The organism is Sphingomonas sp. (assembly GCF_019746665.1).
In the GTDB taxonomy this organism is placed as follows: Bacteria; Pseudomonadota; Alphaproteobacteria; order Sphingomonadales; family Sphingomonadaceae; genus Sphingomonas.
The window spans coordinates 163,201-175,815 of sequence record NZ_JAIERS010000012.1; the positions used below are offsets into that span (position 1 = coordinate 163,201).

Sequence of the window (12,615 nt, forward strand, 5' to 3'; positions counted from 1 at the left end):
GAACATTCGCTTCCGGCGGGCTCAGGGAACCGCTTCCTGCGGCTCCACGCCCCAAAGCCGATTGGCCTCGACATAGCCAACCCGGCCATGCACGTCGAACAGGCACCAGCCGCGCGCGCACTTGCTTAGCCGGCCCACGACGCCCGGCGCCGCGCGGTAGAGCAGCTTCGCGCCCGGATCGGGCGTCGCATGGAGCGGCGCCTCGCTGCCCAGCACGATCGCGGTGCGATCGTCCGACAGCAAATTGCCCTGCATCCAGCCGGTGGTGCCGCCGGGGTCTTCGACCTTGCGCCACTCCTTATAGCTATCGAGCACGCGCACCGGCAGATCGGGGCGGACGTAAAGCCAGCTCGCCGGATAGTTGCGTCCCGGTCCCTTGCGCATCCGCGCCTTGGTCGCGCGGATCGACGCGAAATAGGGGTAGGCGCGCTTCTGCGCCTCGGCCGCGGGGGCCGCGACGAGCCCCGTGGCGGCAAGCACAAGCATCAGGCGACGCATGGTCCGATCCTTTACCATCTGTCCGCAAACACCGTTGACGCAAAGCCCGCCGCTCGCCAAGCCTGAAACCCATGCCCGATTTGAGACGCCCGCTGGCCAAGGTGCCCAATCCCAGGGTGATTGTGACGCGCGATCTGGCGAACGTGACGATGGACCGGATGGCGGAGCTGTTCGACGTCTCGCTCAACCGCGCCGACATCGCCTTCACCCGCGATCAGCTCGCCCAGGCGATGCGCGACTGCGACGTGCTGGTGCCGACGGTGACCGACGAGATCGACGCGGGGCTGATCGAGCAGGCCGGCGACCGGCTCGGGCTGATCGCCAATTTCGGCGCGGGGGTGAACCATATCGACCTCAGCGCCTGCCGCCGGCGCGGGATCATCGTCACCAACACCCCCGGCGTGTTGACCGAGGATACCGCCGACATGGCGATGGCGCTGATCATCGGCGTGCCGCGGCGCCTGGCCGAAGGCGAGAAGCTCGTGCGTTCGGGCCAGTGGAACGGCTGGAGCCCGGGGGCGATGCTCGGCCACCGCATCGGCGGCAAGGCGCTCGGCATCATCGGCATGGGGCGCATCGGCCAGGCGGTGGCGCGGCGCGCGCGCGCCTTTGGCCTGGCGATCCATTATCACAACCGCCACCGCCTGCCCAAGGTGCTGGAGGCCGAGCTGTGCGCCGAATGGCACCCGCATCTGGATGAGATGCTGGGCGCGATCGACATCTTGACGATCCACACCCCGCGCAATCCCGACAGCGAGAATTTGCTGAGCGCCGAGCGGATCGCGCTGCTGCAGCCGCATGTCTATGTCATCAACACCTCGCGCGGCGGGATCGTCGACGAGGATGCGCTGATCGACGCGCTCGAAAGCGGGCGACTGGCGGGCGCCGGGCTCGATGTGTGGAAGCACGAGCCGGCGATCGATCCGCGCCTGCTCGCTTTGCCCAATGTCGTGATGACGCCGCATATGGGCTCCGCGACCTATGAGGGGCGGATCGCGAGCGGCGAGAAGGTGATCCGCAACATCCGCGTCTGGGCCGATGGTCACCGCCCGCCCGACATGGTGCTCGAAGGCTGGGTGTGAGCCGGCGCTAGCCCCGGCTCAGCCGCCCGACCAGCTCGATATGCGTCGACCAGCGGAACTGGCCGACCGGCTGGACCCAATCAAGCGTGTAGCCGCCTTCGCTCAGCACCTTAGCATCACGCGCGAAGCTGCTGGGATTGCACGAGACATAAGCGATCACCGGCACCGCTGACCGGGCGATCGTCTCCGCCTGATCGCGCGCGCCGGCGCGGGGTGGATCGAGGACGATCGCGGCGAAGCGATCGAGCTCGGCGGGTTGCAGGGGCCGGCGGTACAGGTCGCGGTGCTCGGCGAACACCGGACGCTGCGCGCGCGCCGCCGCCGCTTTCAGCGCGAACACCGCGTCGCGCGCGGCTTCGGCCGCATAGACACGCGCCTCGAGCGCCAGCGCGAAGGTTCCGAGCCCGGCGAACAGATCGGCGATCGCGGGTGCCGCCCCCACCGCCTCGCGCACCGCGGCCACCAGCGCCGCCTCACCCTCGGGCGTCGCCTGGAGAAACGCGGCGTGCGGCAGGGAAACAGGCACCGCGCCGAGGGTAATCGTCACCGGCCGCGGTTCCCAGCGCGTCTCGGGGCCGAGCCCGCTATCGAGGCCGAGCCGCGCGAGTCGCTGGGTCTCGGCGAAGTTGGTGAGCGCTTCGGCGGCGGCGAGCCCCTCGGCCTCGACCCCCACCAGCAACACATCCACCCCCTGGTCGACGAGCGTCAGCCGTACCTCGGCGCGGCGCTTGGGCGCGAGCCGGCCGAGCAGCCGCCGCAGCGGCGCGATCAGCGCGAACAGCTCGGGCGCGAGGATATGACATTCGGTGACATCGACCAGCTGATGGCTGCCCGCCATGCTGAACCCCAGCCGGCCGCGCTCATAATGCAGGCTCGCGCGGCGGCGCGTGCGTGGCGGCGAGAGCAGCGGCGCGCGGATCGGCGCCGCCAGTCCCTGCGCGGCGAGCGCGCTCGTCACGCGATCGGCGATGAAGTCGGCGTAACTCGCGTCATCGAGATGCTGGAGCTGGCAGCCACCGCAGTCGGGAAAGTGGCGGCACGGCGGCGTCGCCCGATGCGGCCCGGGCGTGAGCGTGCCGTCGGCCGCGAGCCAATCCCCCGGCGCGGCGAGCGGCGCGAAACGGCCATCCTCGCTCACCCCCTCGCCCCGCGCGGCGACGCGGACGATCCGGCTCATGGCCCCACCTCGCTCAGCGCGCGCGCCAGATCGTCGGCGATCATGCCCGGACCAAGCAGTCGCGCGGCGGCGGCATGACGCCACACCCCGGCTTGCGCCGCCGCGAAGGAATCGCCGCCGTGTGCGAGCGCCGCGGCGATGGCGCCGGCGAGCACATCGCCCGTCCCCGCCGTCGCGAGCCACGGCACGCCGGTTTCGGTCAGCGCCGCGCGGCCATCGGGCGCGGCGATCACGGTGTCGGCGCCCTTCAACACCACCACCGCCCCCACGCGCCGGGCCGCCGCGCGCGCACGGTCGAGCTTGCTGCCGGGCATATCGCCAAACATCGCCGCGAACTCCCCCTGGTGCGGGGTGAGGATCACCGGCGACGTACGCCCCGCGAGCCGCTCGGGCGCCACCAGATGCAGCGCATCGCCATCGAGCAACAAGCGATGCGGGCTGGCGAGCGCATCGGCGAGCTTGGCCCTGGCGCGATCGTCGCGCCCGAGGCCGGGGCCGACGACCAGCACGCCGATCCGCCGATCCGCCAACGCCTCAGGCGCATAAGGTCGCGCCACCAGCGCCGCCGGGCCGCCCTCGCCGCCCAGCAGCAGCGCATAGCCCGCCCCGCCCCGCAAGGCCGCCTCGCCCGCGAGCCGCGCCGCGCCCGGCATCGCGCCGGCGATGATCGCGACCAGCCCGCGCGTATATTTATGGTCGGTGGGGCCAAGCCGGACGGGCGCTGGCGGCGCGAGGACATGCGCCTCGCTCGTCGCGTCGACCCCGATCGGGACCAGCCGCACCGCGCCGCACTTGTCCGCCGCTGGCTGGAGCAGATGCGCGGGCTTCAACGCGCCCAGCGCCAGCGTCAGCTCGAAGCGCGGCAGCGGCGACAGCAGGGTGCCGTCGTCGCTCGCCACCCCGCTCGGCAGGTCGACCGCGATCCGGTAACTCGCGGCCGCCGCCAGCTCGGCGAGCCGCGCGGCGAGTGCCGGGTCGAGCCCGCGCGTCAGCCCCGTGCCGAACAGCGCATCGACCAGCACCGGCGCCGGCGCGACAGCTTCGATCGGCTCGACCGGCCCGCCCCACGCCGCGCGCGCGGCTTGAGCGGCGGCGGTCCTGGGCGGCGCGCTCGCCCCGACGCGCACGCGCTGCCCGCGCTCGGCCAGCCAGCGCGCGGCGACATAGCCGTCGCCGCCATTATTGCCGGAGCCACACAGGATCAGCACCTCGGCACCGCTCAACCGGCGGACCCATGCGCCGACGGCCTCCCCCGCGCGCGCCATCAGCGTCTCGACGCTCGTCCCCGCATCGATCGCCGTGCTTTCCGCCGCGCGCATCTCGGCGGCGGTGAGGATCGGCCGCCCGGCGAGCGGCGTCATGCCCCCGGCTTCACCGTCGCCGGCAGGCGGTAGCGGTCGCCGCCCAGGCGCACCTCGATCTCCCGCGGGCCGACCACGCGCACCACCGCGCGCTCGGCGCCATCGGCGGCGACCACGCCGCGCCCATCCTTGGTGACGAGCAGGCGGTGGAACCCGCCATCGGGGTGCGACACCGTCAGCACCAGCCCGTCCGGCCCCGCGACGCGATCGAGCGTGCAGGCACGGGCGAAGTCGTTCGATCCGGCGCGGGCGCAGACGATCCGGCCATTCTCCTCGGCGGCGCGCGCCTGTTGCGCCTCGGCGGATGCGAGCTTGGCGGGATCGGTCTTGGCTTCGCCACAGGCGGCGAGCGGCAGGAGCAGGAGCAGGATACGCATGGCGGCGGCTATAGCGCGCCCACCGCGTCCGGCGCCACCGCCTGCAACACCGCGCGCAGCACCGGGGCGAGACGATCGGCCCAGGCCGAAACACCTTCATCCGTGCCGATCTCGCTGTTGCGCAGCTCGATCGACAAGCTGGCGATCCCCTGCCCCTCGCCATGCCGATTGAGCGTCGCGTTCAGCAACCGCCCCGAATAGGGCTCGTTATCGCCCACCAGATGCCCTTGCGCCTGAAGCAAGGCGATGGCGGCGCGCGCCGCCCGGGCATCGCGATTGTAGAGGATGCCGATCGGCCAGGGGCGCGGCGCCCCGCCCGTCTCCAGCGCGGGGGTGAAGCTGTGGATCGCGGCGATCAACCGTGGCCGTTGGCACGCGATCTGGGCGGCGATCGCGGCGTGATAGGGCGCGTGGAAGGCGGCGATCCGCGACCATCGGTCGGCGCCGCCGTTCCCGGGGATGGCATGGCCGTCGCTCGCCAGCGGGATGAGCCCGGGATGATCGACCTGACGGTTGAGGTCGATCACCAGCCGCGAGACTTGCGCCAGCAGCGCCGGGCTCCCCAGCCGCGCCGCCAGCGCCTCGGTCAGCGCGGCGGTGCCGATGTCGTAAGCGATATGCTTGGCGAACAGCGCGGGATCGATGCCGAGCGCCACGCCTTGTGGATCATTCGAGGCATGGTCGCACAACAGCAGGATCAGCCCGGCGCCGGCGATCACGCGCGGCGGCATGGCGACGGCGAAGGGCGGTGAGCCTGTCACCGCCCCTCTGCCCTGGTGACGCCCGGGGGAAGGGGATCACCGGCGAACGCGCGCAATGCGGACCCGCCCACGCAGTGGCTGAGCAACAGCCGTGCCAAGCGCGAATTGCCGTGGATCGTGCCGATTCTCAACCGCTTCTGCCCCGGGATGGTACGGCGAACTGTCACGCGAGTGCCGTTTCGAGACACCACCAGCCGGGCCGTTCGGCCCGCACGCGCGCGGCGGTCGCGGCGCGGGCGGTGTCGCTTTCGAACAGCGCGAAGCAGGTCGCGCCCGAGCCGGACATGCGCGCGAGCAGCACGCCTGGCCCCGCGAGCCGGGCGAGCACCGCATCGATCACCGGCGCCAGCGCGCGCGCGGGCGGTTCGAGATCGTTGCGCCCGGCGCGCGCCACCGCGAGCAGGTCACCGCTCCCTAGAGGGCCGCGATCGACGCCATCCCAGGCCTTGAACACCGCAGCGGTCGATACCGCGACGCCGGGATTGATCAGCAGCGCCGGGACGCCGCCGAGCCCCGGCACGGGCACCAGCTTCTCGCCCTTGCCGGTGCCGATCGCGCTTTGCCCCAGCAGGCAGGCCGGCACATCGGCGCCGAGCCGTTCGGCGATCGCGAACAGCTCGGGCGTGTCCGGCGCCACGCCCCGCCAGCGGGCGAGCGCGCGCAGCGTCGCCGCCGCGTCCGCCGAGCCGCCGCCGATGCCACTCGCGATCGGCAACCGCTTGTCGAGTGTGATCGCGCACGCCGGCGCGCCGAATGCCCCGCGAAACGCGTCGCGCGCGCGGGTGACGAGATTGTCGTCGCCCTCCAGCGCCTCGCCATAGGGGCCGGTGAGCGTGAAGCTATCGGCCTCGGCGGGCGCCAGCGTCACCACATCGCCATCGCGGCAAAAGGCGAACAGCGTCTCCAGCTCGTGATAGCCGTCCGGCCGCCGCGCGCGCACGTGCAGCGCCAGGTTGAGCTTGGCGGGCGCGATCTCGGTGATCATCGCGCCGGGCCTTGCTCCAGCTTCGCCGCGATCCGCGCCGCGTCATCGCTCGATGCCAATTGCGCCGCCGCGGTCCAGGCATAGCGCGCCTCGAACCGGCGGCCGAGTTGCCAATAGACATCGCCCAGATGCTCGCTGATCGTGCCGTTGCTCGGCTCGCCGATCGCCGCGCGTTCGAGCAGCGGCAGCGCGCGCGCCGCATCGCCCCCCAGATAATAGGCCCAGGCGAGCGAATCCTGGATCGACGCATCATCAGGCTTCAGCCGCGCGGCGCGTTCGAGCAGCACGCGTGCCGCGCCGACATCGCCGCCATGTTCCAGCCGGGCATAAGCGAGGTAGTTGAGCGCGATCGGCTGATCGGGGGCGAGCTGTACCGCGCGGGCGAGCAGCGGTTCGGCCTCCGCCCAGCGCCCCGCGCGATCGAGCGCGCCGCCCTGTTGGAGATAGAGCGTCCAGCTTGCCTCGGCCCCCGCGCGGGCGATCGCCTCGCCATAAGCAGCGGCGGCCTCGCCATCCTGGCCCGCGGCGGCGAGCAGGTCGCCCAAGCGCTGCGCCTCCCCGCTCCCCGCCCCCGGCATCGACGCCAGCCGACGCGCGGCGGCGAGCGCGGCCGCCTGGCGGCCCGCCGCCGACAACAGATCGACCCGCGCGCTCGCCGCGAGCGCCGCATAGGGACCATTCGCCGCTACCCGATCGAGCGCCGCGAGCGCGCGTTCGGGCTCGTTCTCCGCCCCCAGTGCCTGCGCGAGCAGCAACCGGGCGCGGTCATTGTCCGGCTCGAGGATCAGCAGCGCGCGCGCCGCGGCGATGCCCAGCGTGCCCGCCTGCGCGCTCTCCAAATCCTCGGCCAGCCGCCCAAGCGCGCGGGCGAGGCCGAACGCCAGGCCGGGGCGCACCGGCTGGTCGATCGCCGCGCGCGCGGCGACCAGTGCCGGCGTATCGCCCGCGAGCAAACCAAGCGCCGCCGCGCGATCGCCCCGCGCGACGAGCAGCCGCGCCGCCGCCAGCCGCAGATCGAGCGCGCCGCTGCCGTCCCCGAGTTGCGCCCGCAACACCGCGAGCCCCGCCGCCGTCTGCCCGCGCGCGAGCGCGATCAGCGCCCCGGCATCGAGCCCATAGCGGCGATCGAGCGTGTCGGCCGCGAGCGTCGTCAGCGCCGGGCTCGCCTCGGGAAAGGCGGCCCAGGCGGTGAGCGGCGGCCCCAGGAAAGCGAGCGCGCCACCGCTCAACCGGCGGATCGCGGTGATCGCGCCCGGCTTGTCACCGCGCGCCGCCGCTTCTGCGATCGCGAACAGGGCGGCGTCGGCGGGGGCCACGTCATGCGCTTCCAGCACCAGCCGCGCGCGGCGGGCGAGCGCCAGATCGCCGACGCGAAGCGCCGCGCGATAGGCGCGGATCGCGACCACCGCGTCATCGGGCGCCGCCGCCAGCGCCTCGGCATAGCCCGCCGCCGCGACCGCCGACGCGCCGCCGGCGTCGGCGGCGCGCGCGCGGACATAGGCGCTCAGGTCCGCCGGCGTCGCCGCGACGGCGGGCGTCGCGAGCAGCGCCAGGGCGGCACTACATGTTCGGATAATTGGGGCCACCGCCGCCCTCCGGCACCACCCAGTTGATGTTCTGGCTGGGGTCCTTGATGTCGCACGTCTTGCAGTGGACGCAGTTCTGCGCGTTGATCACGAAGCGCGGCTCACCCGCTTCCGCGCCCACCACCTCGTAAACCCCCGCCGGGCAGTAACGCTGCGCCGGCTCGTCATATTGCGGCAGGTTGACGCGCACCGGCACGCTCGGGTCGTGCAGCGTCAGGTGAACCGGCTGATCCTCCTCATGATTGGTGTTCGACAGGAACACCGAGGAGAGGCGATCGAAGCTCAGCACGCCGTCGGGCTTGGGATAGACGGGTGGCTTCACCAGATCCTTGCGCCACAACCCTTCATGATCGGGGTGGTGGTGGAGGGTGAACGGCACCCGGACGCCCAGATTTTCGAGCCACATCGTCGCGAGCGCGAGTCCCGCGCCCCAGAAGTCGCCGAACCGCTTCATCAGCGGCACGACATTGCGGACGATGCGCAGCTCCTTTTCGATCCAGCTCGCTTGGTACGCCTCTGGATAGGCGCGCAGCTCGTCGTGCTGGCGCTGGCTGGCGATCGCGGCCACCGCGGCCTCGGCGGCGAGCATCCCCGATTTCATCGCCGTATGCGTGCCCTTGATCCGCGGCACGTTCAGGAAGCCGGCCGAACAGCCAATCAGCACCCCGCCGGGGAAGGCCAGCTTGGGCACCGATTGCCAGCCGCCGTCGCTGATCGCGCGCGCGCCATAGGAAACGCGCTTCCCGCCCTGCAGGATTTCCGCGATCGCCGGGTGCGTCTTCCAGCGCTGCATCTCGTGGAAGGGCGAGAGGTGCGGATTGGTGTAGCCAAGCCAGGTGACGAACCCCAGCGCGACCTGCCCATTGGCCTGGTGATAGAGGAAGCCACCACCGTTCGAGCCGGTGGTCTCGCTCAGCGGCCAGCCCGAGCTGTGGATGACGCGGCCCGGCACATGCTTGGCCGGGTCGATATCCCACAATTCCTTGATGCCGATGCCATAGACCTGCGGGTCGCAATTCTCCCGCAAGGAGAATTGGCGCTGCAACTGCTTGGAGAGATGGCCGCGCACCCCTTCGGCGAAGAAGGTGTATTTGGCGTGGAGTTCGAGCCCCGGCTGATAATCGGGCTTGTGCGTGCCGTCACGGGCGACACCCATGTCGCCGGTCGCGACGCCCTTCACCGATCCGTCCTCGTTGAACAGCACCTCGGCGGCGGCGAAGCCGGGGAAAATCTCCACCCCCAGCGCTTCGGCCTGCTCGGCGAGCCAGCGGCAGAGATTGCCCAGGCTGCCCGTGTACGTGCCCTTGTTCTGCAGGAAGCCCGGCATCAGGAAATGCGGAATCTCGCGCTTGCCGCGCTTGGTGAGCCACCAGTGATGATTCTCGGTGACCGGGGTTTCCGCCAGCGGGCAGCCGCTGGTGCGCCATTCGGGCAGCAACTCGTCGAGCGAGCGCGGATCGATCACCGCGCCCGACAGGATGTGCGCGCCAATCTCGGAGCCCTTTTCCAGCACGCATACCGCAAGCTCGATGCCGGTTTCGGCGGCCACCTGCTTCAGCCGGATCGCCGCCGAAAGTCCCGCCGGACCGCCGCCCACGATCACCACGTCATACGGCATCGACTCGCGTTCGCTCATCACCCACTCCCCGCGCCGCCCGCTCGTCGCGGCGGCGCCACTATTGGTCCATGGCCGCGTGCCCAATTCTTGACCGCGCCGTCAAGGCTTCGTCTAAGGCGGTCCATGGGGGCGGACCAGCGATTAGATTGGGAATTGGCCAAAAGCGCGCTGAATTGGTGGCGTGACGCGGGCGTCGACGTGCTGGTGGACGAAGCGCCGCGCGATTGGCTGGCGCCGGTCTCGGAAAGTTTGGCGGTCGAACGACCAGCGCCAACCGCCGCGCCGCGGATCGCGCCCGCGCCGCCCCCGGTCGACGTAAAACTCCCCGAAACGCTCGATGCCTTCATTGCCTGGCGGTTGAGCGACGCCGCGCCCGAAATGTCCTGGTCGGGTGCGCGGATCGCGCCGGAGGGCGATCCGGCGGCGCGACTGATGGTGCTCGTGGACTGCCCCGAGCGCGACGCGCCCGACACGCTGCTGGGCGGTCCGGCGGGGAAATTGTTCGACGCGATGCTGGCGGCGATCGGCCTAGATCGCACGACGATCTATCTCGCCGCGCTCGGCTGGTGCCGCCCGCTCGGCGGCCGGATGCCCGCCGAAAGCACCGCGCGGCTGGCGGCGCTGGCGCGGCATCATGTGCAGCTCGCAGGGCCGAAACGACTGCTGCTGCTGGGCAATGCGGCGAGCCGTGCGTTGCTTGGGGCGGATGTCACGCCGATGCGTGGGTCTTTACAGCCACTTAACCATAAGGTCGGACAAGAACAGGCAGGCGCGGTCGCCTCTTATCCGCCGCGCTTCCTGCTCGAACGTCCCGCCGCCAAGGCGGAAGCGTGGCGGGACTTGCAATTGCTGATGAGGGGGCTGGCGTGAAGCTTTGGGCGATATTCTTGATGGCGGGCACCGCCGCCCCGGCGCTCGCGGCGGCGCCCGAAGCACCGCCGCCCACGGTCCAGACCCTCGCCGCCAAGCCCGACGGCATCCCCGCGCAGCTCGATGACGAGCAGCGCGCCGGCTATCGCACCGTGTTCGCCGCGATCCGCGCCGGCAACTGGCTCGACGCGCGGCTCGCGCTCGCCAGCATGAAGCCGGGGCCGCTCCATTCGATCGCGCTCGCCGAGATTCTCAGCGGCAAGGGTTCGCCGAAGGCATCGCTCGACGATCTCACCAAATTGCTCGCCGAGGCGCCCGAACTCCCCGAGGCCGAAACGCTTGCCCGGCTCGCCAAGGCGCGCGGTGCGCAAGAGCTGCCCGAGCTGCCCTATGTCCGCGCGCTCGCCTGGCAGAAGGGCGCGCCGATCCGCCGCCGCGCCAAGAGCCTGACGAGCGATCAGGTAGCGGCCGATCTCGCGCTCAAGATGCAGCCCTTCGTCAAGGAGGATCGCGGCCCCGAAGCGCAGGCGCTGCTCGAGGCGACCGAGGGCCTCACCCCCGAAGCGCTCACCGAATGGCAACAGAAGGTCGCCTGGATCTATTACCTGTCGGGCGACGACGCCAACGCCCGCGCGATGGCGGCGAAGGCGGCGGCGGGCACCGGCGACTGGGCGGTGCAAGGCGATTGGACCACCGGCCTCGCCGCGTGGCGGACCCAGGATTGGACCGGCGCCGCCGAGGCGTTCGGCCGCGTCTCGACCCGCGCGAGCGACATCGAGCTGCGCGCCGCCGGCCTTTATTGGGGCGCGCGCGCCGAGCAGGCGGCGGGCCACCCGGAGCGGATCGAGCCCAAATTGCGCTCCGCCGCGCAATATGACGAAACTTTTTATGGCCTGCTCGCGCGCCAGGCGCTTGGCCTCGCGGTGCCGGCCGAGCGGGCGCGCGAACAGCGCGTCGCGAGCGACTGGCAGGCGCTCGAACGGCGGCCCAATATCCGCGTCGCCGCCGCCCTGCTCGAAATCGGCGAGGAGGACCTGGCCGATACCGTGCTGCGCCACCAGGCGAAGCTGAGCGACCCGGCCGAATATCAGCCGCTCACCCGCCTCGCCGGCGCGCTCGATCGGCCGGCGACGCAATATTGGCTGGCGCACAACGCCCCCGCCGGCGCGCAGCCGACGCTCGAGGCGCGCTACCCGGCGCCGAGCTGGACCCCCGATGGCGGCTGGCGCGTCGATAAGGCGTTGGTGTTCGCCCACACGCTGCAGGAATCGAGCTTTCGCACCAGCGTCGTCAGCCCGGCGGGCGCTTATGGCCTGATGCAACTGCGCCCCGCCGCCGCCGCCGACATCGCCCGCGCGAAGGGCATGAAGGTCGATCGCGCCGCCCTCACCCGCCCGCAGACCAACATCGAGATCGGCCAAAGCTATCTCGAGCTGCTGCGCGACCAGCCCTGCACCGAGGGGCTCCTGCCCAAGGTGATCGCCGCCTACAACGCCGGCCCCTCCCCGGTGGAAGCGTGGAACGCGCAGGTGAAGGATGGCGGCGACCCGCTGCTCTATATCGAGAGCATCCCGTACTGGGAGACGCGCGGCTATGTGGTGACGGTGCTGCGCAACTATTGGATCTATGAGCGCGAGGGCGGCAAGACCAAGTCGCCGAGCCGTGCCGCGCTCGCGCAAGGGCTGTGGCCACGCTTCCCCGGCCTGCCGGGAGCGAGCGCCGTCAAGCGCGCGCGTGCCGGTCGCGCGGTCGAGACCGCCAGTGCCAATTGATGAAAGCCGGGCCTTCCTGCCGGTACGGATCGCCGTACTCACCGTGTCGGACACGCGCGGGCCGGCCGAGGATCGTTCGGGCGACACGCTTGTCGCGCGGCTGACCGCGGCAGGGCACATCCTCGCCGATCGCGCGATCGAGAAGGACGAGGTCGATCGCATCGTCGCGCGGCTGCATAACTGGATCGACGACCCGCAAGTCGATTGCGTCATCACCACCGGCGGCACCGGCGTCACCGGCCGCGACGTGACCCCCGAGGCGATCGAGCGCGTCGCCGACAAGATGATCCCCGGCTTCGGCGAGCTGTTCCGCTGGCTCAGCTTCCAGACGATCGGCACCTCGACCGTGCAATCGCGCGCCTGCGCGTGCGTTACTCGCGGCACCTATATCTTCGCGCTGCCGGGATCGACCGGGGCGGTGAAGGACGGGTGGGACGGCATCCTGCGCGATCAGCTCGACAGCCGGCACCGGCCCTGCAACTTCGTGGAACTGATGCCGCGTCTGATGGAGCGCTGAGCGCTACACCG

Annotated in this window: 12 protein-coding genes; 4 read left to right on the forward strand and 8 right to left on the reverse strand. The window is 71.4% G+C overall.

Annotated elements, in window-relative coordinates:
- Window positions 1-21: 21 nt before the first annotated feature.
- The gene (locus K2X73_RS09190) at window positions 22-498 is read right to left on the reverse strand and encodes an SH3 domain-containing protein (RefSeq protein WP_294110141.1); all 477 of its coding nucleotides are present in this window, start codon (window positions 496-498) and stop codon (window positions 22-24) included.
- 71 nt (window positions 499-569) lie between these two features.
- On the opposite strand from K2X73_RS09190, the gene K2X73_RS09195 reads away from it, so the two are divergent.
- Complete coding sequence (locus K2X73_RS09195; protein WP_294110143.1) at window positions 570-1,580, forward strand: D-glycerate dehydrogenase; 1,011 nt, start codon at window positions 570-572, stop codon at window positions 1,578-1,580.
- A gap of 7 nt (window positions 1,581-1,587) precedes the next feature.
- Here K2X73_RS09195 and K2X73_RS09200 read toward each other — a convergent pair whose 3' ends face one another.
- From K2X73_RS09200 to K2X73_RS09230, 7 genes are all read right to left on the reverse strand, one after another.
- The gene (locus tag K2X73_RS09200; protein ID WP_294110144.1) at window positions 1,588-2,757 is read right to left on the reverse strand and encodes a class I SAM-dependent RNA methyltransferase; all 1,170 of its coding nucleotides are present in this window, start codon (window positions 2,755-2,757) and stop codon (window positions 1,588-1,590) included.
- Window positions 2,754-4,118, reverse strand: coding sequence for an NAD(P)H-hydrate dehydratase (locus K2X73_RS09205; protein ID WP_294110145.1), 1,365 nt, complete (start codon window positions 4,116-4,118; stop codon window positions 2,754-2,756). Before K2X73_RS09205 ends, K2X73_RS09200 begins: the two co-directional genes overlap by 4 nt.
- Window positions 4,115-4,495 carry a hypothetical protein gene (locus K2X73_RS09210; protein ID WP_294110146.1) on the reverse strand — a complete coding sequence of 127 codons (381 nt, stop codon included), beginning with the start codon at window positions 4,493-4,495 and terminating at the stop codon, window positions 4,115-4,117. The genes K2X73_RS09205 and K2X73_RS09210 overlap by 4 nt, the downstream gene beginning before the upstream one ends.
- Window positions 4,496-4,503: 8 nt before the next feature.
- A complete protein-coding gene (locus K2X73_RS09215; RefSeq protein WP_294110352.1) occupies window positions 4,504-5,226 on the reverse strand; it encodes an N-formylglutamate amidohydrolase in 723 nt (240 codons plus the stop codon).
- A 193-nt stretch (window positions 5,227-5,419) separates the two neighbouring features.
- Window positions 5,420-6,241 (reverse strand): 4-(cytidine 5'-diphospho)-2-C-methyl-D-erythritol kinase, encoded by an 822-nt coding sequence (locus tag K2X73_RS09220; RefSeq protein WP_294110148.1) that lies wholly within the window; start codon window positions 6,239-6,241, stop codon window positions 5,420-5,422.
- Window positions 6,238-7,827: a tetratricopeptide repeat protein gene (locus K2X73_RS09225; protein WP_294110150.1), complete on the reverse strand. Its 1,590-nt coding sequence runs from the start codon at window positions 7,825-7,827 to the stop codon at window positions 6,238-6,240. Before K2X73_RS09225 ends, K2X73_RS09220 begins: the two co-directional genes overlap by 4 nt.
- Complete coding sequence (locus K2X73_RS09230; protein ID WP_294110152.1) at window positions 7,802-9,463, reverse strand: electron transfer flavoprotein-ubiquinone oxidoreductase; 1,662 nt, start codon at window positions 9,461-9,463, stop codon at window positions 7,802-7,804. Before K2X73_RS09230 ends, K2X73_RS09225 begins: the two co-directional genes overlap by 26 nt.
- Window positions 9,464-9,598: 135 nt before the next feature.
- On the opposite strand from K2X73_RS09230, the gene K2X73_RS09235 reads away from it, so the two are divergent.
- From K2X73_RS09235 to moaB, 3 genes are read left to right on the forward strand one after another with little or no spacing between them, the layout of a single operon-like run.
- On the forward strand, window positions 9,599-10,315 hold the full coding sequence (locus tag K2X73_RS09235) for a uracil-DNA glycosylase family protein (protein ID WP_365980522.1): 717 nt from the start codon (window positions 9,599-9,601) through the stop codon (window positions 10,313-10,315).
- Between the two features lie 20 nt (window positions 10,316-10,335).
- Window positions 10,336-12,087, forward strand: coding sequence for a lytic transglycosylase domain-containing protein (locus K2X73_RS09240; RefSeq protein ID WP_294110156.1), 1,752 nt, complete (start codon window positions 10,336-10,338; stop codon window positions 12,085-12,087).
- Window positions 12,077-12,604, forward strand: a complete 528-nt coding sequence (gene moaB, locus K2X73_RS09245; RefSeq protein ID WP_294110157.1) for a molybdenum cofactor biosynthesis protein B — start codon at window positions 12,077-12,079, stop codon at window positions 12,602-12,604. Before K2X73_RS09240 ends, moaB begins: the two co-directional genes overlap by 11 nt.
- The last annotated feature ends 11 nt before the right edge of the window (window positions 12,605-12,615 follow it).